The sequence below is a fragment of the Pseudomonas sp. JV241A genome, from assembly GCF_900275665.1.
GTDB classification, from domain to species: domain Bacteria; phylum Pseudomonadota; class Gammaproteobacteria; order Pseudomonadales; family Pseudomonadaceae; genus Aquipseudomonas; species Aquipseudomonas wadenswilerensis.
In genome coordinates this window covers 96527-117534 of record NZ_OPYO01000037.1, presented here as the reverse complement: position 1 = coordinate 117534, position 21008 = coordinate 96527, and the positions used below count along the sequence as shown (strand labels likewise).

The following is a 21008-nucleotide window of genomic DNA, read 5'->3' as shown; positions in this document are numbered from 1 at the left end:
AGGAGCTGTGCGCTGTGTTCAAACATGTCGATGCCTATGCCGGCGATCCGATTCTCTCCCTGATGGAGACCTTCAAGGCCGATCCGCGCGCCGCCAAGGTCAACCTGAGTATCGGCCTGTATTACGATGCCGCAGGCGTGGTGCCACAGTTGGCCGCGGTGCGCGAAGCCGAGCAGCGCTTTGCCGCCCAGCCTCACGAAGCCTCGATGTACCTGCCGATGGAAGGCCTGAGCAGCTACCGCCAGGCGATCCAGGCGTTGTTGTTCGGTGCTGGCCATCCAGCCGTTGAAAGCGGCCGCGTCGCCACCGTGCAGACGGTCGGCGGTTCCGGCGCGCTGAAAGTCGGTGCCGACTTCCTCAAGCGCTACTTCCCCGAGTCGCAGGTGTGGGTCAGTGATCCGACCTGGGACAACCACCGGGCGATCTTCGAAGGCGCAGGTTTCAAGGTCAACAGCTACCCGTACTTCGACCCGGCCAGCCGCGGCGTCAACTTCGACGGCATGCTCGGCACCCTCAAGGGCTTGCCGGCCAACAGCGTCGTCCTGTTGCACCCGTGCTGCCACAACCCCACCGGGGTCGACCTGAGCCAGGCGCAATGGCAGCAAGTAATTGAAGTGGTCAAGGCGCGCAACCTGATCCCGTTCCTCGACATCGCCTACCAGGGCTTTGGCGAAGGCCTGGCTGAAGATGCCTATGCCATTCGCGAAGTGGCCCGCGCCGGCGTGCCGTGTCTGGTGAGCAACTCGTTCTCGAAGATCTTCTCGCTGTATGGCGAGCGGGTCGGCGGCCTGTCGGTGGTCTGTGATGACGCCGACACCGCGCAAAGCGTGCTCGGCCAGCTCAAGGCCACCGTGCGCCGCAACTACTCCAGCCCGCCAAGCTTCGGTGCCCAGTTGGTGGCCGCGGTGCTCGGTGATGCTGAGCTCAACGCCCAGTGGGAAGCGGAAGTGGAGAAGATGCGCCTGCGTATCCTCGATATGCGCCAGGCCCTGGTCGATACCCTGGCCGAGCTGCTGCCGGGGCAGGACTTCCAGTTCTTCCTGCGCCAGCGCGGCATGTTCAGCTACACCGGCTTCAGCGTCGAGCAGGTGCGGCGCCTGCGTGACGAGTTCGGGGTGTACCTGATCGACAGCGGCCGGGTGTGCATGGCCGGCTTGCGTCCGGACAACCTGCAGCAAGTGGCCAAGGCGTTCGCTGCGGTTCAGTAAGTCACTTCAATCGCGGGGCAAGCCCGCTCCCACCGCTACTCACCTGATTTCAAGGATGGGGTAGTTCCGGTGGGAGCAGGCTTGCCCCGCGATGCTTTCAGCCCAAGGTGCAACCACTCCTCGGCCAGGGCTTTGCAAGTGCAACCAAACGGCGCACAATCGCGCCCCTCTTTGTATGGCTAAGAGGGGTGAGGCGTCTGTTTCGCCACTCTCAGCCCTGTTGCAGTCTTGCGAGTGGAGTTGCACCCGGATGAATGAGCAGGCCCCAAGCGTTGAACAACGCTTCGAATCGACCCCCGCCGCCCTCGGCAGCTGGGCCCGTCAGGACACTACCTGGATGCTGGGCCTGTTTGGCACGGCGATTGGCGCCGGGACCCTGTTCCTGCCGATCAACGCCGGCCTCGGCGGCTTCTGGCCGCTGCTGATCCTGGCGCTGCTGGCGTTCCCGATGACCTTCTACGCGCACCGCGGCCTGACCCGCTTCGTGCTCTCCGGGCGCGACGGCACCGACATCACCGACGTGGTCGAGGAGCATTTCGGCCTCAGCGCCGGTGCCCTGATCACCCTGCTGTATTTCCTTGCCATCTTCCCGATCCTGCTGATCTATAGCGTGGCCCTGACCAACACCGTCGGCAGCTTCATGGAGCACCAGCTGCACATCGAGCCGCCACCGCGCGCGGTATTGTCCTTTGTGCTGATCCTCGGCCTGCTGGCCATCGTGCGCTGTGGCGAACAGGCCACGGTCAAGGTCATGAGCTGGCTGGTCTATCCGTTCATCGTCGCCCTGGCGTTCCTGGCGGTGTTCCTGATTCCGCACTGGAACGGCGGCATCCTCAGCACTGCTACCGAACTGCCATCGGGCTCGGCGTTCCTGCACACCCTGTGGCTGGCGATCCCGGTGATGGTCTTCTCGTTCAACCATTCGCCGATCATCTCGGCCTTTGCCGTTGATCAGAAGCGCCGTTATGGCGTGCACGCCGACGAACGCAGCGGGCAGATCCTGTGCCGTGCCCACCTGCTGATGGTGGCCATGGTGATGTTCTTCGTGTTCAGTTGCGTATTGACCCTGACCCCGGCGCAACTGGCCGAGGCCAAGGCGCAGAACCTGTCGATCCTGTCGTACCTGGCCAACCACTTCAGTAACCCGACCATCGCCTTCGCCGCGCCGCTGATTGCCTTCATCGCCATCGCCAAGTCGTTCCTGGGCCACTACATTGGCGCCAGCGAAGGCCTCAAGGGCCTGGTCGTCAAGACCGGCAAGCGCCCTGGCGCCAAGGCCCTGGATCGCATGACCGCGGCCTTCATGCTGGTCATCTGCTGGATCGTCGCCACCCTCAACCCGAGCATTCTCGGCATGATCGAGAGCTTCGGCGGCCCGGTCATTGCCGCGATCCTGTTCCTGATGCCGATGTACGCCATCCGCAAGGTGCCGGCCATGAGCAAGTACCGCGGGCAGATGTCCAACGTCTTCGTCGCCGCCGTGGGCCTGGTGGCCATTTCGGCGCTGGTTTACTCGCTGCTGAGTTAAACCGCTGGGTTCGGGAGCCGGCAATCGGCTCCCGAACAACTAAAGATTGTCCACAAAAGTTGTCTGGCAATTCAACAATTTAACACTGGCCCATAGGTAGACGGGCACTTTCATGGTTAACTCTGGTCCTTTACTCACCCCCGCATAAGGACTTCGTTCATGGCTCAAGTGACTCTCAAAGGCAACCCGGTTCAGGTCAAAGGCGAACTGCCGAAAGTAGGCGCCCAGGCACCTGCGTTTTCCCTGGTTGGTGCTGGCCTGGCCGACGTGACCCTGGCCTCCCTGGCCGGCAAGCGCAAAGTGCTGAACATCTTCCCAAGCGTCGATACCCCGACCTGCGCGACTTCCGTGCGCACCTTCAACAAGAAGGCTGGTGAACTGAACAACACCGTCGTGCTGTGCATCTCCGCTGACCTGCCATTCGCTCAAGCGCGCTTCTGCGGTGCTGAAGGCCTGGAGAACGTACAGAACCTGTCGCTGCTGCGCGGCCGTGAGTTCTTCGGCAACTACGGCGTTGAAATCGCCGACGGCCCGCTGGCCGGCCTGACTGCCCGTGCCGTGGTGGTGCTGGATGAGAACGACAAGGTGCTGCACAGCGAGCTGGTTGGCGAAATCGCCGAAGAACCAAACTATGAGGCTGCTTTGGCAGTCCTGAAGTAATAGCGACCCCGCCGGGGCTGCTGCGCAGCCCATCGCTGGCAAGGCCAGCTCCCACAATGCACCTGCGTACGCTGTTCCTGTGGGAGCCGGCCTTGCCGGCGATGAAGGCGACGCGATTATTGTTAATAATTGCTAAGAGTTGTTGCGGCCTGGCCCTCGTCCAGGCCGTTTTTATTTATAGTTCATTACTTTAGCAACGTAAGCTCAAGGTAAAGTGCCGGTAAAGGCGCTTTGCTTATCCGTCTTCAGTGCTTATCGTTCAGCCTCCTCAAAAGAATTCTTTCCCGCACAATGGTCGATCACCCGATGCTTTCTCGTTCCCGTTCCCCTCGTCGCTGGCTTGTCGGCCTGCTGATCCTGTTGCTGGTCGCCGGCCTGTGCTGGTGGCTGTGGCCGTCGCCGGCCGCGCAAAAGGCCGGCGCTGCGCCAGGCGGCAAGGGCGGGCGGCCGGGCTTTGGCGCGTTCGGTGGGCCGGTGCCGGTACGGGTTGAATCGGCGACGGTGGGTGATTTCCCGGTGTACCTCAAGGCCCTGGGTACGGTGACCGCGACCAACACGGTGAATGTGCGCAGCCGGGTGGGCGGCGAGCTGGTCAAGGTCAATTTCCAGGAAGGGCAGAAGGTCAAGGCCGGTGACCTGCTGGCCGAGATCGACCCGCGCACTTACCAGATCGCCCTGCAACAGGCCGAAGGCACGCTGGCGCAGAACCAGGCGCAGTTGAAAAACGCCCAGATCGACCTGCAGCGTTATAAAGGCCTGTACGCCGAAGACAGCATCGCCAAGCAGACGCTGGACACCCAGGAAGCACTGGTCGGCCAGTACCAGGGCACGATCAAGACCAACCAGGCGGCGGTGGGTGACGCCAAGCTCAACCTCGACTTCACCCGTATCCGCGCGCCGATCAACGGCCGCCTGGGCTTGCGCCAGCTTGACGTCGGCAACCTGGTGGCGGCCAACGACACCACCGCCTTGGTGGTCATCACCCAGACCCAGCCGATCACCGTGGCCTTCACCTTGCCTGAAACGGAGCTGAACACGGTGCTGGCGCGTTATCGCAGCGGCGCTCAGCTGCCCGTTGAAGCCTGGGACCGTGGCGATATCAAGCAACAGGCAGTCGGCGTGCTGCGCAGCCTCGACAACCAGATCGACACCACCACTGGCACCCTGAAGTTCAAGGCCTTCTTCGAGAACCAGGACGAAGCGCTGTTCCCCAACCAGTTCGTCAACGTGCGGCTGCTGGCCGATACCCTGAAGGGCGTGGTGCTGGCACCGTCAGCGGCGATCCAGTTCGGCACCGACGGCTCGTTCGTCTATGTCATGGAAGGCGACAACAAGGTGCGTATCCGCAAACTTACCCTCGGCGCCAGCGATGGCGACCACACCGTGGTCAACGAGGGCCTGGCCCAGGGCGAGCGGGTAGTGCTCGAAGGCACCGACCGCCTGCGTGATGGCAGTGACGTCGAGGTGGTCAACGACAGCGCCGAAGTACCGGTCACCCCCGGCCAGCACCTGCAGGGCCAGGATAAAAAAGACGCCTCCGTCGCTCCCGCTGAACAGGGCAAGGCCGGCGCATGAACCTCTCGCGGCTGTTCATCCTGCGCCCGGTGGCGACCACCCTGAGCATGCTGGCCATCGTTCTGGCCGGCCTGATCGCCTACAAGATGCTGCCGGTGGCGGCACTGCCCCAGGTCGATTACCCGACCATCCGGGTCATGACCCTGTACCCCGGCGCCAGCCCGCAGGTGATGACCAGCGCGGTCACCGCGCCGCTTGAACGCCAGTTCGGGCAGATGCCCGGGCTGACCCAGATGGCCTCGACCAGCTCCGGTGGCGCCTCGGTGCTGACCCTGCGCTTCAGCCTGGACATGAACATGGACGTTGCCGAGCAACAGGTGCAGGCGGCGATCAACGCTGCCAGCAACCTGCTGCCCAGCGACCTGCCGGCACCGCCGGTGTACAACAAAGTCAACCCGGCAGACACACCGGTGCTGACCCTGGCGATTTCGTCGAAAACCATGCCGTTGCCCAAGCTCAACGACCTGGTCGACACCCGGGTGGCACAGAAGATCGCCCAGATTGGCGGCGTCGGCATGGTCAGCATCGCCGGCGGCCAGCGCCAGGCGGTGCGGATCAAGGTCAACCCCGACGCCCTGGCTTCGGCCGGGCTGAACCTGGCTGACGTGCGCACCCTGATCGGCGCTTCCAACGTCAACCAGCCCAAAGGCAACTTCGATGGCCCGACCCGGGTATCGATGCTCGACGCCAACGACCAGCTGCGTTCGCCCGAGGAATACGCCAACCTGATCCTCGCCTACAACAACGGCGCGCCGCTGCGCCTGAAAGACGTCGCCGAGATCGTCGACGGCGCCGAGAACGAGCGCCTGGCGGCCTGGGCCAACCAGAACCAGGCAGTGCTGCTGAACATCCAGCGCCAACCCGGGGCCAATGTCATCGAGGTGGTCGACCGGATCAAGGCCATGCTGCCGTCGATCACCGACAACCTGCCGGCGGGCCTCGACGTCAGTGTGCTTACCGACCGCACCCAGACCATCCGCGCCTCGGTCAAGGACGTACGCCACGAGCTGTTGATCGCCATTGTCCTGGTGGTCATGGTCACTTTCGTGTTCCTGCGCCGCTTCAGTGCCACCCTCATTCCCTCGGTGGCCGTGCCGCTGTCGCTGATCGGCACCTTTGCGGTCATGCACCTGGCCGGCTTTTCGATCAACAACCTGACCCTGATGGCCCTGACCATTGCCACCGGCTTTGTGGTCGACGATGCCATCGTCATGCTGGAGAACATCTCGCGGCATATCGAAGAGGGCGAAACGCCGATGCAAGCCGCGCTCAAGGGCGCCCGGCAAATCGGTTTCACCCTGATTTCGCTGACCTTCTCATTGATCGCGGTACTGATCCCGCTGCTGTTCATGGCCGACGTGGTCGGCCGGCTGTTCCGCGAGTTCGCCATTACCCTGGCGGTGGCGATCCTGATTTCCCTGGTGGTGTCGCTGACCCTGACGCCGATGATGTGCGCGCGCTTGCTCAAGCGCGAGCCCAAGGAAGAAGAACAAGGGCGCTTCTACCGGGCCAGCGGTGCCTGGATCGACTGGATGATCGACTACTACGGCCGCGGCCTGCAGTGGGTGCTCAGGCACCAGCCGCTGACCCTGCTGGTGGCCGTGGCGACCCTGGGGCTGACCGTGCTGCTGTACCTGGTGGTGCCCAAGGGCTTTTTCCCGGTGCAGGACACCGGGGTGATCCAGGGTATTTCCGAGGCACCGCAGTCGGTGTCGTTCACCGCCATGAGCCAGCGCCAGCAGGAGCTCAGCGCAGTGATCCTCAAGGACCCGGCGGTGCAGAGCCTGTCGTCCTATATCGGCGTCGATGGTGACAACGCCACCCTCAACAGCGGCCGCCTGCTGATCAACCTCAAGCCCCATGGCGAGCGTGACCTCACTGCTACCCAGGTAATTGCCCGCTTGCAGGGGGAGGTCGACAAGCTGGTCGGCATCCGCCTGTTCATGCAGCCGGTGCAGGACTTGAGCATCGAAGACCGGGTCAGCCGCACCCAGTACCAGTTCAGTTTGTCATCGCCCGATGCCGAGCTGCTGGCGCAGTGGAGCGGCAAGCTGGTCGATGCCCTGCAGCAGCGTCCGGAGCTGACGGATGTCGCCAGCGACCTGCAGGACAAGGGCCTGCAGGTGTTCCTGGTGATCGACCGCGACGCTGCCAGCCGCCTGGGCATCAACGTCGCCGACATCACCAACGCCCTGTACGATGCCTTCGGTCAGCGGCAGATCTCGACCATTTACACCCAGGCCAGCCAGTACCGCGTGGTGCTGCAGGCCGAGGCCGCGTCCAGCATCGGTCCGCAGGTGCTGGAGCAGATTCACGTCAAGGCCAGCGACGGCGGCCAGGTGCGGCTGTCGAGCCTGGCGCGCATCGAGCAGCGCCAGGCGCAACTGGCGATTGCCCATATCGGCCAGTTCCCGGCGGTGATGATGTCGTTCAACCTGGGCGATGGCGTGGCCCTGGGTGAGGCGGTCAAGGTCATCGAGCAGGTGCAGCAGGACATCGGCATGCCGGTGGGCGTGCAAACCCGCTTCCAGGGCGCGGCGGAAGCCTTCCAGGCCTCGCTGTCGAGCACCTTGCTGCTGATCCTGGCGGCGGTGGTGACCATGTACATCGTGCTCGGTGTGCTGTACGAGAGCTACATCCACCCGGTGACCATCCTTTCGACCTTGCCGTCGGCGGCGGTGGGCGCCTTGCTGGCGTTGATCCTCTCGGGCAACGACCTGGGCATGATCGCCATCATCGGCATCATTTTGCTCATTGGTATCGTCAAGAAGAACGCGATCATGATGATCGACTTCGCCCTGGAGGCCGAGCGCAACCAGGGCATGGCGCCCGAGGCGGCGATCTACCAGGCGGCGCTGCTGCGCTTCCGGCCGATCCTGATGACCACCCTGGCAGCGTTGTTCGGCGCCATCCCGCTGATGCTCGCCACCGGTTCCGGCGCCGAACTGCGCCAGCCGCTGGGCCTGGTGATGGTCGGTGGGCTGCTGGTCAGCCAGGTGCTGACGCTGTTCACTACGCCGGTCATCTACTTGTACTTCGATCGGTTGTCGAGGCGCCTTCGCTCCCGTGGCTTGACCGGAGACTTGGTATGATCGGCGCCAGCTACAAGCCGCAAGCTGCAAGCTGCAAGCGGTCCGGTGTTCGATCTGTGCATCGAAGGTCACCTCAAGTTGCTTGCAGCTTGCAGCTTGCAGCTTGCAACTGGAGCCACCCATGAACCTCTCAGCTCCGTTCATCGCCCGCCCAGTGGCGACGATGCTGCTGAGCCTGGCAATCATGCTGCTGGGTGGCGTCAGCTTCGGCCTGTTGCCGGTGGCGCCGCTGCCGCAGATCGAGTTCCCGGTGATCGTGGTCCAGGCCAGCCTGCCGGGCGCCAGCCCCGAGGTCATGGCCTCGACCGTGGCCACGCCGCTGGAGCGCTCCATGGGCGCGATCTCCGGGGTCAACACCCTGACCAGCAGTTCCAGCCAGGGCTCGACCCGGGTAATCCTCGGCTTCGACCAGGGCCGTGACATCGACGCGGCGGCGCGCGAGGTGCAGGCTGCCATCAACGCCTCGCGCAACCTGTTGCCCAGCGGCATGCGCAGCATGCCCACCTACAAGAAATACAATCCGTCCCAGGCGCCGATCATGGTCCTGGCACTGACCTCCAGCGTGCTGCAGAAGGGCCAGTTGTACGACCTGGCCTCGACCATCCTGTCCCAGAGCCTGTCCCAGGTGCCGGGGGTAGGCGAGGTGCAGATCGGCGGCAGTTCGCTGCCGGCGGTGCGCGTCGAACTCGAGCCGCAGTTGCTCAACCAGTATGGCGTGGCCCTCGATGACGTGCGCCAGACCATCGCCAATGCCAACCAGCGCCGGCCCAAGGGCTTTATCGAAGATGGCCAGCGCAACTGGCAGGTGCAGGCCAACGACCAACTGGAGAAAGCCAAGGACTACGAGCCCCTGGTGATTCGCTACCAGGACGGCGCGGTGCTGCGCCTGAGCCACGTGGCCAAGCTCAGCGACGCCGTGGAGAACCGCTACAACAGCGGGTTCTTCAATGATCAGGACGCGGTGCTGCTGGTGATCAATCGCCAGACCGGCGCCAACATCATCGAGACCGTAAGCAAGATCAAGGAGCAGCTGCCGGCCCTGGAGTCGCTGATGCCCGCCAGCGTCAAGCTGGACGTGGCCATGGACCGCTCGCCGGTGATCAAGGCGACCCTCAAGGAAGCCGAGCACACCCTGATCATCGCCGTGGTGCTGGTGATCCTGGTGGTGTTCCTGTTCCTTGGCAACCTGCGCGCATCGTTGATCCCGACCCTGGCGGTGCCGGTGTCGCTGGTCGGCACGTTTGCGGCCATGTACCTGTGCGGCTTCTCGCTGAACAACCTGTCGCTGATGGCCCTGATTCTCGCCACCGGCCTGGTGGTCGACGACGCCATCGTGGTGCTGGAGAACATCTCCCGGCATATCGACGAGGGCGTGCCGCCGATGCGCGCCGCGTACCTGGGCTCCAAGGAAGTCGGCTTCACCTTGCTGTCGATGAACCTGTCGCTGGTGGTGGTGTTCGTCTCGATCCTGTTCATGGGCGGTATCGTCGGTTCGCTGTTTCGCGAGTTCTCCATCACCCTGGCGGTGGCGATCCTGGTGTCGCTGCTGGTCTCCCTGACCCTCACGCCGATGCTCTGCGCACGCTGGCTCAAAGCCCAGCCAGAGGGCGAGCAGACTCGCCTGCAACGCTGGAGCGCGCAGCTCAACCAGCGCATGATGGCCGGTTACGGGCGCAGCCTGGACTGGGTGATGCGCCACCGGCGCCTGACCCTGCTGAGCCTGCTGGTGACCATCGCGGTCAACATTGCCTTGTACGTGGTGGTGCCCAAGACCTTCCTGCCGCAGCAGGACACCGGCCAGCTGATGGGCTTTGTCCGCGGCGACGACGGCCTGTCGTTCCAGGTGATGCAGCCGAAGATGGAAATCTACCGCCGCGCCTTGCTGGCCGACCCGGCGGTGGAAAGCGTCGCCGGTTTCATCGGCGGCAACAGCGGCACCAACAACGCCATGGTGATCGTGCGCCTCAAACCGCTCAGCGAGCGCAAGGTGTCGGCGCAGAAGATCATCGAGCGCCTGCGCAAAGAGATGCCCAAGGTGCCCGGCGGGCGGCTGTTCCTGATGGCCGACCAGGACCTGCAGTTCGGCGGCGGCCGCGACCAGAGCAGCTCGCAGTTCCTCTATACCCTGCAAAGCAGCGAACTGTCGGCCCTGCGCGAGTGGTACCCGAAGGTGGTCGCCGCGTTCAAGGCGCTGCCGGAGCTGACTGCCATCGACGCCCGCGAGGGGGGTGGCACCCAGCAGATAACCCTGGTGGTCGACCGCGAGCAGGCCAAGCGCCTGGGCATCGACATGAGCATGGTCACCTCGGTGCTCAACAACGCCTACAGCCAGCGGCAGATCTCGACCATCTACGACAGCCTCAACCAGTATCAGGTGGTGATGGAGATCAACCCCAGGTACGCCCAGGACCCGCGTACCCTGGAGCAGGTCCAGGTGATTACTGCCGATGGCGCAAGGGTGCCGCTGGCCACCTTCGCCCATTACGAAAACAGCCTGGCCGACGACCGCGTCAGCCACGAGGACCAGTTCGCCTCCGAGAGCATCAACTTCGACATCGCCGAAGGCTACAGCCAGGACCAGGCCCTGGCTGCGGTGGAGCGGGCGGTGGCCAAGGTCGGCCTGCCCGAGGACGTGATCGCCAAGCTCGGCGGTACCGGCGATGCCTTCGCCGAAAGCCAGAAGGGCCAGCCGTTCATGATTCTCGGCGCCTTGCTGGCGGTGTACCTGGTGCTGGGCATCCTCTACGAAAGCTACATTCACCCGCTGACCATCCTCTCGACCCTGCCATCGGCCGGGGTAGGGGCCTTGCTGACCCTTTACGTGGTCGGCAGCGAGTTCAGCCTGATCTCCCTGCTCGGCTTGTTCCTGCTGATCGGCGTGGTGAAGAAGAACGCGATCATGATGATCGACCTGGCCCTGCAACTGGAGCGTCACGAGCACCTGAGCCCGGAGGAATCGATCCGCCGTGCCTGCCTGCTGCGCCTGCGGCCGATCCTGATGACTACCCTGGCGGCCATCCTCGGCGCCTTGCCGCTGCTGCTCAGCCACGCTGAAGGCGCCGAGATGCGCCAGCCACTGGGCCTGACCATCATCGGCGGGCTGGTCTTCAGCCAGATCCTCACGCTTTACACCACCCCGGTGGTCTACCTCTATCTGGACCGCCTGCGCCATCGCTTCAACCGCTGGCGCGGCGTGCGTACCGACGCTGCTTTGGAAACCCCGCTATGACCCGACGTCCGCTTTTTTCCGACCGTTCGCTGCAGCCGCTGCTGGCTGCCCGCGGCTCGCGCCTGCTGGCCTCGGCCCTGTGCCTGGCGATGCTCAGCGCTTGTACCCTGAGCCCGGATTACCACCGGCCCGAGACCCCGGCGCCGGTGGCGTTCAAGCACGCCGAAGGCTGGACCCAGGCCAACCCTTCGGACGCCATTGCCCGCGGCGCCTGGTGGGAGCTGTACGGCGACGCCCAGCTCAATGGCCTGGTCGAGCAGCTCAATGCCAGCAACCAGACCGTCGCCCAGTACGAAGCCCAGTACCGCCAGGCCCAGGCCCTGGTGCGCAGCGCCCGTGGCGCACTGTTCCCAAGCCTCGACCTGTCGGCCGGCAAGACCCGTTCCAGCCAGGGCACCGGCAGCTCAAGCTCGAGCCTGAGCAACAACAGCAGCGGCATCCGCAACACCTATAGCACCCAGCTGGGGGTGAGCTGGGAGGCCGACCTGTGGGGCAAGCTGCGTGACGGCCTGGCCGCCAACCAGGCCAGCGCCGAGGCCAGCCTTGCCGACATGGCGGCGATCCGCCTGAGCCTGCAGTCGGAGCTGGTGCAGAACTACCTGCAGCTGCGGGTGCTCGACGAGCAGAAGCGCCTGCTCGAGGCCACCGTCGAGGCCTATGAGCGTTCGCTGAAAATGACCGAGAACCAGTACCGTGCCGGCGTCTCGGGCAAGGACGCGGTAGCCCAGGCGCAAACCCAGCTGAAAAGCACCCAGGCCGACCTGATCGACCTGGTGTGGCAGCGCGCGCAACTGGAAAACGCTATTGCCGTGCTGCTGGGCAAGGCCCCGGCCGAGTTCGCCCTGGCCGACAGCAAGGACATCCCGGCACTGCCGCAGGTACCGCTGGCCTTGCCCTCGCAACTGCTGGAACGCCGCCCCGACATCGCCAAGGCCGAGCGCAACGTGATGTCGGCCAACGCCAGCATCGGCGTGGCCCGCGCCGCCTACTTCCCGGACCTGACCCTGAGCATGAGCGGTGGCTACAGCAGTAGCAGCTTCAGCGACTGGATCAGCCTGCCGAATCGCTTCTGGTCGGTCGGCCCGCAGTTGGCCATGACCCTGTTCGACGCCGGCCAGCGCGCCGCCGAAGTGGACCGCAGCGAAGCGGTCTACGACCAGACCGTGGCCCAGTACCGCCAGACCGTGCTCGACGGCTTCAAGGAAGTGGAAAACTACCTGGTGCAGCTTAAGGTCTACGAAGACGAAGCCCGGGTGCGCAGCGAAGCCCTGGACTCGGCCCGCGAATCCCTGCGCCTGACCAACAACCAGTACAAGGCCGGGCTGATCGCCTACCTGGACGTGGTCAACGTGCAGACCACCGCCCTGAGCAACGAGCGCAGCGTGCTCAACCTGCTGCAGGGGCGGCTGGTGGCCAGCGTGCAGTTGATTGCGGCGCTGGGCGGTGGCTGGGACTCGCAGGCGGCGTTTGTTGAGCGGGAAGATGAAGATAAATCCTTATAAAACAAGTGAATAGATAAACTTGTTAAAGTCGTATGTTCGGTATGGCGGCTTTCGATGCAGATTGCATTGAATGCTGCCATATGGCTTTAATTTATGATCTTAACTTACTGTTTTATATGATAAATATATTCTAGAAATCATCTGAAGAGGCGATGATTCGTTATTGCCATCTTCCACCGAAACTCCGTGCGTTTCGCCAAAGGTTGAGTACAATCATCGGCTTTTATCCGGGCCTTGCCAGTGCCCGGTCTACGGGTTGTGGAAGGCCTCATGCTGATCGGTAGTTACTCTTCTTCGCTGGTATTGATTTCGCTGTGTGTGGCCATCCTTGCTTCGTATACCGCCCTTGACCTGACCGGCCGGATCACCACCGCCAAGGGCCGTGCGGTGTACCTGTGGATCGCTGGCGGGGCGCTGGCCATGGGCACCGGGATCTGGTCGATGCACTTTATCGGCATGCTCGCCCTGAGCCTGCCGATCGAGCTGGGCTATGACATTACCCTGACTCTGCTGTCGCTGCTGATCGCCGGGCTGTCGTCGGGCTTTGCCCTGTGGCTGGTCAGCCAGCCGACCTTGCCCTGGTTGCAGCTGGGTTTTGGCGCACTGATCATGGGCACCGGCATCAGCAGCATGCATTACACCGGCATGGCCGCGCTGCGCATGGCGCCGGGCATCGACTACGACCCAACGTTGTTCAGCGCCTCGTTGCTGATCGCCGTCGGCGCTTCGGCGGCGGCCTTGTGGATCGCCTTCCGCCTGCGCCAGCAGACCCTCTACGTGCGGCAGATCCGTGGCGGCGCGGCGATCGTCATGGGCGTGGCAATCGTCGGCATGCATTACACCGGCATGGCCGCGGCGAACTTCCCTGAAGGCAGTTACTGCGGCGCCCTGGGTAATGGCCTGAGCGGCAACGGCCTGGATTACCTGGTGCTGATTACCACCCTGGCGGTGCTGGCCGCGGCCTTGCTGACCTCGGTGCTGGATGCTCGCCTGGAAGCCCGGACCGCCGAACTTGCCCGTTCGCTGACCCTGGCCAATCAGGAACTCACCCAACTGGCCCTGCACGACACGCTCACCGGCCTGCCCAACCGCACGCTGCTGGCCGACCGAATCGACCAGGCGATCAGCAAGGTGGCCGAGCAGGGTGGCTGTTTCGCCCTGATGTTCATCGACCTGGATGGCTTCAAGCCGGTCAACGATGCCTTCGGCCACCATATGGGCGACCAGTTGCTCAAGGAAGTCGCCCTGCGCCTGCGCGGACATCTGCATAGCCAGGACACCCTGGCGCGGATCGGCGGCGATGAGTTCGTGCTGCTGGTGGACCTGCAGGAAGCCGATGACGCCGTGGGCGTGGCGGCCAAGCAGGTCAACCTGATCTCGCGCAGCTTTCGCGTTGCCGAGCAGAACCTGCAGATCTCGGCGAGCATCGGTATCGTCCTGTACCCGGGTAATGGCATCGACCAGCACGAGCTGCTGCGCAACGCCGATGCCGCCATGTACCACGCCAAGAGCGCCGGCAAGAACGGCTACAGCTTCTTCGACGTGTCAATGAACAGCAACGCGCGCCTGCAGTTGCAACTGCTGCAGGATTTGCGCGTGGCCCTGGAGCAGGGCCAGTTCCGCCTGTATTACCAGCCCAAGTTCGATGCCCACAACTGCCAGCCGATCGGTGCCGAAGCGCTGCTGCGCTGGGAACACCCGCAGCACGGCCTGCTGCTGCCGGACCGCTTTATCGTCCAGGCGGAGAAAACCGGGTTGATCATCCCCATTGGCGAGTGGGTACTGGACGAGGCCTGTCGGCAGATGCGCATCTGGATCGACCAGGGCCACAGCGACTGGCGCATCGCCGTGAACCTCTCGGCCATCCAGTTCTGCCACAGCGGGCTGGTCGAGAGCGTGGCCAAGGTCCTGGAGCGCCATCAGTTGCCGGCCAACAGCCTGACCCTGGAGATCACCGAAACCACCGCCATGCGCGATGCCGACGCCAGCATGCAAGTGTTGCAACAGCTTGCAGACATGGGGGTGGACCTGTCCATCGACGACTTCGGCACCGGCTATTCGAGCCTGATGTACCTCAAGCGCCTGCCGGCCAACGAGCTGAAGATCGACCGTGGCTTTGTTCGCGACCTGGAGCAGGACAGCGACGATGCCGCCATCGTCTCGGCGATTGTCGCGCTATGGCAGGCATTGGGGTTGCGGATTGTTGCCGAAGGCGTAGAGACCGATCGCCAGCAGAGCTTCCTGACCCGGCTGGGTTGTGATTCCTTGCAAGGGTACCTGCTCGGCCAGCCACAGCCGGCCGAGCGCTTCATTGCCGATATCGAGCGAGGGCGCGAGCCCCTGGCCGCCAGCTGATCAGCCGACGGCGCGCAGGTTGCAGGAGGGTTCGAAGGCGTCGAGTTCCGCCTCCACCGCTTCGATGATGCGTTCGACGTCAGCCGCCTGCATCAGCGTGGCACAGGGAATGCCGGCAATCGCCAGCAGGGTTTCGCCGGTGGCCCGGTCGAACAGGCGCGCAACCATGCTTCGCGGAGCGTCCATGCTGGCCTCGAAGCCCAGCGGATGAAAATGCCAGCGCATCATCTGGCAGGCGTTGGGGAACGTCAGCTTGTTCATGCCGGCCTCCTTGTACGGTGAACCTCACGCAAGAGTGGGCGGGCCGAGGTGACCCGGACAGAAACCTAAACATAGCATCACCGGCATCAGTGTCCGCCGCCGATCATGACGGTTTTTCGTTTGTTTGACCCAGGTCACGCGCGGTGCAGGGCAGGGCGAACACATTTGTTTGCCAGGCAAACGTTTGCACGGAATATTTCCCCGCGTCGGGCAATACCGTTCTGCTATTTTTACCGGCAGTCGGCTGGGATGCTTGCCAGGGAGTTTCAGACCAATGGCGCGTCCAGGTTCAGTCAAGGAGACCGTCCATGCGTTATTCCGCGCTCACCCAACGTATCGCCGGTGACGGTGCTGCAGCCTGGAACATTCACTACCGCGCCGTCGAATTGCAAGGCCAGGGCCGGGATATCATCCTGCTATCGATCGGTGACCCGGATTTCGATACGCCACAACCCATCGTCGACGCCGCCATCGACAGCCTGCGTGCCGGCCATACCCATTATTCCGACGTGCGCGGCAGCGAGGCTTTGCGCAGCGCCATCGCCGCTCACCACACCCGCCGCAGTGGGCAGCCGGTCGACCCGCTGGAAGTCGTGGTGCTGGCCGGTGCGCAATGCGCGCTGTATGGCGTGGCCCAGTGCCTGTTCGACCCGGGTGACGAAGTCATCGTCGCCGAGCCGATGTACGTCACCTATGAGGCCGTGTTCGGCGCCTGCGCCGCGAGGGTGGTACCGGTGCCGGTGCACCCGGAGCAGGGCTTTCGGGTCGACCCCGACGATGTCGCCCGGCTGATCACCGCACGCACGCGCGCCTTGCTGCTCAACAGTCCGCACAACCCCTCCGGCGCGAGCCTGCCCAAGGCTACCTGGCAGCGCCTGGCGCAGTTGTGCATCGACCACGACCTGTGGCTGATCTCCGATGAGGTGTACAGCGAGCTGCTGTTTGAGGGCGAGCATTTCAGCCCGGCGAGCCTGCCGGGCATGGCCGCACGCAGCGCGACCATCAACAGCCTGTCCAAGTCCCACGCGATGTCCGGTTGGCGGGTAGGCTGGGTGATTGGTCCGCAGGTATTGGCCGAGCACCTGGGCAACCTGGCCCTGTGCATGCTCTATGGCTTGCCGGACTTTATCCAGAACGCCGCCCAGGTGGCGTTGGAGCAGGATCTGCCCGAGGTGCGGCAGATGCGCGAAACCTACCGCGAGCGGCGCGACCGGGTTTGCGCCAGCCTCGAAGGCTGCCCGGGTATCCGCGTGCACAAGCCCGATGGCGGCATGTTCGTGATGATTGATATCCGCGAGACCGGAATCGGCGCCCAGGCCTTTGCCGAGCGCCTGCTGGAGGAACATGGGGTGTCGGTGCTGGCCGGTGATGCTTTCGGCCCCAGCGCCGCTGGGCACCTGCGCTTTGGCCTGGTACTTGATAGCGAACGCCTGGAGCAGGCCTGCCAGCGCATTGCCCGCTGCGCCGTACAAGTCCTTGAAGGCTTGCCGTCAGTTCAGCAAACCGGCCGCGATGTTGATGGTAAAGCCCAGAATCGCGGTATTGAACACGAAGCCTACCAGGGAGTGGGCCAGGACGATGCGGCGCATCTGCCGATCGGCAACCCCCACGTCCGAAGTCTGCACCGCGACGTTGAGGGTGAACGAGAAATAATGAAAGTCCCAGTAATCGGGGTTCAGCTCGCCGTCGGCAAAGCGCAGTAAAGGCTCCTTGCTGCCGGTGGTGTAGAACAGCCTGGCGTAGTGCAGGCTGAAGATCATGCCGATCATCAGCCAGGAGCCCGCGACGGTGAAGCCGGTGTAGGCGTAATGCAGCAGTTGCGGGCCACCGGCCAGCCCTCGGCTGGCGGCCAGTTGCAGGGTCACTGCGGCGAGGCTGGCGATCGCCGCGATGCTGACGGTGAACAGCACCAGGCCGGCGTTTTCATCCTCGATGCAGGCGACTTCGCGAACCTTCTCGGGGCTGGCGCGCAAGGTCAGCCACAGCACCAGCAGCAGGTACAGCCAGACGCCGATGTTCCAGCCGGTAAGAATATGCTGGACCAGGTTGTCGGCGGGAATCAGCCAGCCCCCCAGGCAACCGGCGACGGCAGAAAAGCTCAGGCGCGGGTGGGTGCGGGTCAGTCGATGGAAAGCCATGGTGCCTCAGGTCGGGGGGTACCTGGGCAACTGTAGCCCATTGCTGCGGCCACCGGACACGGAAATGCTTGCTGGCAGGCGTGGCCTTGGGCATCCTTGCGCGCCTTGTATGCTCATGGATGACGCCGCCTTTGTTTGCCCCTTCTTTTCGCCTGGCCGCTTGTGCCCTGGGCGCTGCACTGTCGCTCGGCGGTTGCAGCCACGGTATCGAATCGATGCCGCTGGAGTTCAGCTCCTTCACCTATCACGACGGCTCCTATTACCTGCGCTTTCGCAGCGACGAAGAGATTGTCAGCCTGTTCAAACGGCACACCGGCGATGGCCAGATCGGTGAGTGGCTCAAGTGCGCCCTGGGTGACGACCAGGACTTCACTGTCGGTCATGCAATGATCTACAACCTGGGTGGCGGGGTGGACTTCGAGGGCATTTCTGAAATTCGGGGCTACAACTATGTGGTCTGGGCACGTTTCAACAAGACCACCCCGGACCGTTCTACCGAGACGGCGCTGCTCAAGCCGGCAATCCATCGCCTGCTGGAGGGCAAGACCAGCATCCCCTGCAAGCTGAGCATTACCGCCTTCGCCTACAACGCCTACTACTCGAAAACCATGCAACTGCCGGTCGCCCAGGTGCTCAGCGAAGTGGCCAAGCACCGCGACCGGCTGCCGGAGTGGGTGCCCGACCCGATAGTGGTCGGTCGTGCGCCCCTGGTGCCGCTGATCGACCCGTTGCCGCTCTACAGTGACCGGATGCAGATCATCGACACCGACACCGGCAAACCTCGCGGCTATGTGCCGTACGTGGTCAAACGCAGTGACGGCTACCTGGAGCATGGCGAGAGCGACTTCGACGGCCTGACCCATGAAGTGCTGTCGCTGACCCGGGAGACGGTAAAGCTGTACGTGGAAGATCCGGTGCCATGAAATTGCCCTCAATCGATTCCGGGGGCATCGATGAGGTACTATCGGGATTCTTGCCGTGGCTAAAAAGACTTGCCAATCAATGACCTGATTGTGATGCAGGTCAGTTGCCGCGGCGTTGTGACGATTCAGACTGGCCCGTTGCAGGCCCCTGACCTCTGTTGCGCTCTACAGGATTCCCAGTTTGTCCGATTCACTGCAAAACCCCTTGCTGCAATACCTCGCCCGCCTGGCGCCCTCCAGCCAGCTGACCATGAAGTACATCCTCCAGGATGCCGCCGACCGCCTGGGTTTCGAGGATTGCGATATTGCCGAGGTGCCCTGGCACCAGCTTGAACCCGGGCATGTCACCGCGTTGGTGGCGGCCTTGCGCGCCGACGGCTATGCGCCGAACACCTCGTCGCTGTACGTCAACGCGGTGCGTGGGGTAATGAACGAGGCGTGGCGCCTGAGCCTGATCAGCCAGGAGCAGTTGCTCAAGATTCGCACGGTCAAGCCGACCCAGGGCACGCGCCTGCCGGCCGGGCGCAATCTCAAGCGCAGCCTGATCCGCGAACTGATGGATGCCTGCGCCGCCGACCCGCGGCCCCAGGGCCTGCGTGATGCGGCGGTAATCGCCTTGCTGTACGGCACCGGCATGCGCAAGTCGGAGTCGGTCAACCTGACGTTAAGCCAGGTGGATTTCGACGAACGTAGCCTGCAGGTGCTGGGCAAAGGCAACAAGCAACTGATCAAGTACGCACCGCCCTGGGCCTTCGAGAAGCTCAATGCCTGGCTGGCGTTTCGCCGCGAGCAGTTGCCTGAAGGGCAGGCTGACGACGAGTTCCTGTTCAACCGCATCCGCCGCGGCAGCCACATCACCCGCGAGCGCATCACCAAGCACGCGATCTACTACATTGCCCGTCAGCGCGGCACCCAGGTCGGCGTGAAAATCATGCCCCACGATTTTCGCCGCTCGTTCATCACCCGGGTGATCGAGGAACATGACCTGTCGATCGCGCAAAAGCTTGCCCACCACACCAACATCCAGACCACCGCCAACTACGACATGCGCGATGACAACGAGCGGCGGCGGGCGGTGGATCGCTACGATTACTGACCTGTGGGCCCTGCAGCCTACGCCCCCTGTGGGAGCCGGTGCAGTATTACGGCCTCGCGGCCTCCAGCCCCATCTGCCAGAAGTCCGCTTCCAGCCGCGAGGCCTGGGCGAAGACCTTGACCAGTTCCTCGAAACGGCGTTCGGTCATGGTCCGTGAAGCCAGGTCATCCAGGTGCGCGCGGGCAGCGGTGGCCACGCCCTGGTAACCGGCGCCGGCGTATTCGCCAATCCACTCGCGATAAGGATGATCGCCCAGCGCCTCAACGCCATTGGGGGTTAGGTTGCGGCCGATCTCGGCGTAACCGATCACGCACGGCGCCAGGGCCACGTGCAGGTCGAGCAGGTCACCGGCGGCGCCGCAGTCCAGCACGAAACGGGTGTAGGCCACGGTGGCCTGGTGCTCTGGCGTCGCCGCGAGGTCTTCGGGCGACAGGCCCCAGCGTTGGCACAGACGCACGTGCAGCTCGGTTTCGTCGAGGATCGCCGCAAGCCCGGCCTGGGCGGCGCGGATATCGGCGAGGGTGCGGCTCTTGTAGGCGGCCAGGGCCCAGGAGCGGGCGAACTGGATCAGGAACAGGTAGTCCTGCACCAGGTACTTGCGAAACGCCGCTTGCGCCAGGTTGCCGGCGCCCATCTGGCGAACGAAATCGTGCTCTACATAGCTGTGCCAATCGGCGCTGGCGGCCTGTTTCAGGCGCTCGAAGATATCCATGGCTTACCCCTCGATGTCGTAGGCTGCGTCGAAAAACGCCTGCTCCAGCGCCACAGTGCGCAGGAAGAAGTCGCTGCTGATTTGCGGGTGATCGGGCCCGACCCGGTCCAGCTCGGCACGCAGGAAGGCGACGAAGTCCTGGAAGGCCGGGTTGTCGTGCAGGGTGATCCACTCGGCATGCTCGAAGCGCGGCGGCAGCTGCTGGTTGGCCCGCAGGGCCCAGTCCAGGTACAGGCCTTCGGCAACGTTGAGCACCGCCAGGGCGGCGGCGTAGGAGCGGGTGGCCGCGGCTTCGCGCATGATCGCCTTGAAGCCGGCAGTCGGTACTGAATCCGGCGCTTCGAGGCGCTGGGCCTCGCTGACGCCAAGGGCTTCGAAGGCCCGCAGGAAGTAGGTGTTCTCTTCACCGGCAATCACCCCGGTAAAGCGCCCCAGGCGAATGCGCGCCTCGAAGGTATCCGCCGTGGCGATGGCTGCACCGAGCAGGGTCAGGAAGGCATCGATGAAACGGTGGTCCTGGATCAGGTAGTTGACCAGTACCGGGTCGGCCAAACGGCCCTCGAGCAGTTCGTTGACGAAGCGGTGCTCGATGCACTGGGTCCAGCTTGGCTCGCTTTGCTGGCGAAGGCTGTCGGTGAAGCGCGCGCTCATGCTGCTGTCCTTTTTAGAGTGACGACAGCGGAGCCGGTAATGTCAGGCATGGTCGGCCCCGCAGTGAGGCCGGCAAAA

14 protein-coding genes and 1 pseudogene are annotated in these 21008 nt (G+C 63.8%); 11 read left to right on the top strand and 4 right to left on the bottom strand.

Annotated features, from left to right (window positions below; translation table 11 throughout):
- The first annotated feature begins 14 nt into the window (after positions 1–14).
- From JV241A_RS25445 to JV241A_RS25410, 8 genes are all read left to right on the top strand, one after another.
- Entirely contained in the window at positions 15–1208 is a 1194-nt protein-coding gene (locus JV241A_RS25445) for an amino acid aminotransferase (protein WP_115086813.1), read from the top strand.
- A 250-nt stretch (positions 1209–1458) separates the two neighbouring features.
- Positions 1459–2736: a serine/threonine transporter gene (locus JV241A_RS25440; RefSeq protein ID WP_134065061.1), complete on the top strand. Its 1278-nt coding sequence runs from the start codon at positions 1459–1461 to the stop codon at positions 2734–2736.
- A 159-nt stretch (positions 2737–2895) separates the two neighbouring features.
- On the top strand, positions 2896–3396 hold the full coding sequence (tpx, locus tag JV241A_RS25435) for a thiol peroxidase (protein ID WP_115086811.1): 501 nt from the start codon (positions 2896–2898) through the stop codon (positions 3394–3396).
- A 291-nt stretch (positions 3397–3687) separates the two neighbouring features.
- A complete protein-coding gene (locus JV241A_RS25430) occupies positions 3688–4971 on the top strand; it encodes an MdtA/MuxA family multidrug efflux RND transporter periplasmic adaptor subunit (protein WP_115086810.1) in 1284 nt (427 codons plus the stop codon).
- Positions 4968–8063 carry an MdtB/MuxB family multidrug efflux RND transporter permease subunit gene (locus JV241A_RS25425; RefSeq protein WP_134065059.1) on the top strand — a complete coding sequence of 1032 codons (3096 nt, stop codon included), beginning with the start codon at positions 4968–4970 and terminating at the stop codon, positions 8061–8063. Before JV241A_RS25430 ends, JV241A_RS25425 begins: the two co-directional genes overlap by 4 nt.
- Before the next feature lie 121 nt (positions 8064–8184).
- The gene (locus JV241A_RS25420) at positions 8185–11292 is read left to right on the top strand and encodes an efflux RND transporter permease subunit (protein WP_115086808.1); all 3108 of its coding nucleotides are present in this window, start codon (positions 8185–8187) and stop codon (positions 11290–11292) included.
- Positions 11289–12794 carry an efflux transporter outer membrane subunit gene (locus JV241A_RS25415; protein ID WP_134065057.1) on the top strand — a complete coding sequence of 502 codons (1506 nt, stop codon included), beginning with the start codon at positions 11289–11291 and terminating at the stop codon, positions 12792–12794. The genes JV241A_RS25420 and JV241A_RS25415 overlap by 4 nt, the downstream gene beginning before the upstream one ends.
- A 270-nt stretch (positions 12795–13064) precedes the next feature.
- Positions 13065–15149 carry an EAL domain-containing protein gene (locus tag JV241A_RS25410; protein WP_134065055.1) on the top strand — a complete coding sequence of 695 codons (2085 nt, stop codon included), beginning with the start codon at positions 13065–13067 and terminating at the stop codon, positions 15147–15149.
- On the opposite strand, the gene JV241A_RS25405 is transcribed toward JV241A_RS25410, so the two are convergent.
- Complete coding sequence (locus JV241A_RS25405; protein WP_115086805.1) at positions 15150–15410, bottom strand: DUF1652 domain-containing protein; 261 nt, start codon at positions 15408–15410, stop codon at positions 15150–15152. It lies immediately after the preceding gene.
- A gap of 308 nt (positions 15411–15718) precedes the next feature.
- On the opposite strand from JV241A_RS25405, the pseudogene JV241A_RS25400 reads away from it, so the two are divergent.
- Positions 15719–16894: pseudogene (locus JV241A_RS25400) on the top strand (aminotransferase class I/II-fold pyridoxal phosphate-dependent enzyme); the annotation flags it as partial.
- Between the two features lie 6 nt (positions 16895–16900).
- On the opposite strand, the gene JV241A_RS25395 reads toward JV241A_RS25400, so the two are convergent.
- Positions 16901–17548 (bottom strand): DUF1345 domain-containing protein, encoded by a 648-nt coding sequence (locus JV241A_RS25395; RefSeq protein WP_134065053.1) that lies wholly within the window; start codon positions 17546–17548, stop codon positions 16901–16903.
- Between the two features lie 131 nt (positions 17549–17679).
- Here JV241A_RS25395 and JV241A_RS25390 point away from each other — a divergent pair, with 131 nt between their 5' ends.
- Positions 17680–18471: a hypothetical protein gene (locus JV241A_RS25390; protein WP_115086803.1), complete on the top strand. Its 792-nt coding sequence runs from the start codon at positions 17680–17682 to the stop codon at positions 18469–18471.
- Between the two features lie 181 nt (positions 18472–18652).
- Positions 18653–19567, top strand: a complete 915-nt coding sequence (locus tag JV241A_RS25385) for a tyrosine-type recombinase/integrase (protein WP_115086802.1) — start codon at positions 18653–18655, stop codon at positions 19565–19567.
- A 46-nt stretch (positions 19568–19613) separates the two neighbouring features.
- Here the strand turns inward: JV241A_RS25385 and JV241A_RS25380 are convergent, their stop codons facing one another.
- Together JV241A_RS25380 and JV241A_RS25375 are read right to left on the bottom strand one after the other, a co-directional pair.
- Positions 19614–20279, bottom strand: a complete 666-nt coding sequence (locus JV241A_RS25380; RefSeq protein WP_115086801.1) for a TenA family protein — start codon at positions 20277–20279, stop codon at positions 19614–19616.
- A 3-nt stretch (positions 20280–20282) separates the two neighbouring features.
- Positions 20283–20930, bottom strand: a complete 648-nt coding sequence (locus JV241A_RS25375; protein WP_134065051.1) for a TenA family protein — start codon at positions 20928–20930, stop codon at positions 20283–20285.
- Between the last annotated feature and the right edge of the window lie 78 nt (positions 20931–21008).

Bases quoted from the DNA above. Each gene is read 5' to 3' on its own strand.
- JV241A_RS25440 (WP_134065061.1), top strand. From the start codon at position 1,459: ATGAATGAGCAGGCCCCAAGCGTTGAACAACGCTTCGAATCGACCCCC.
- tpx (WP_115086811.1), top strand. From the start codon at position 2,896: ATGGCTCAAGTGACTCTCAAAGGCAACCCGGTTCAGGTCAAAGGCGAA.
- JV241A_RS25430 (WP_115086810.1), top strand. From the start codon at position 3,688: ATGGTCGATCACCCGATGCTTTCTCGTTCCCGTTCCCCTCGTCGCTGG.
- JV241A_RS25425 (WP_134065059.1), top strand. From the start codon at position 4,968: ATGAACCTCTCGCGGCTGTTCATCCTGCGCCCGGTGGCGACCACCCTG.
- JV241A_RS25420 (WP_115086808.1), top strand. From the start codon at position 8,185: ATGAACCTCTCAGCTCCGTTCATCGCCCGCCCAGTGGCGACGATGCTG.
- JV241A_RS25415 (WP_134065057.1), top strand. From the start codon at position 11,289: ATGACCCGACGTCCGCTTTTTTCCGACCGTTCGCTGCAGCCGCTGCTG.
- JV241A_RS25410 (WP_134065055.1), top strand. From the start codon at position 13,065: ATGCTGATCGGTAGTTACTCTTCTTCGCTGGTATTGATTTCGCTGTGT.
- JV241A_RS25405 (WP_115086805.1), bottom strand. From the start codon at position 15,410: ATGAACAAGCTGACGTTCCCCAACGCCTGCCAGATGATGCGCTGGCAT.
- JV241A_RS25395 (WP_134065053.1), bottom strand. From the start codon at position 17,548: ATGGCTTTCCATCGACTGACCCGCACCCACCCGCGCCTGAGCTTTTCT.
- JV241A_RS25380 (WP_115086801.1), bottom strand. From the start codon at position 20,279: ATGGATATCTTCGAGCGCCTGAAACAGGCCGCCAGCGCCGATTGGCAC.
- JV241A_RS25375 (WP_134065051.1), bottom strand. From the start codon at position 20,930: ATGAGCGCGCGCTTCACCGACAGCCTTCGCCAGCAAAGCGAGCCAAGC.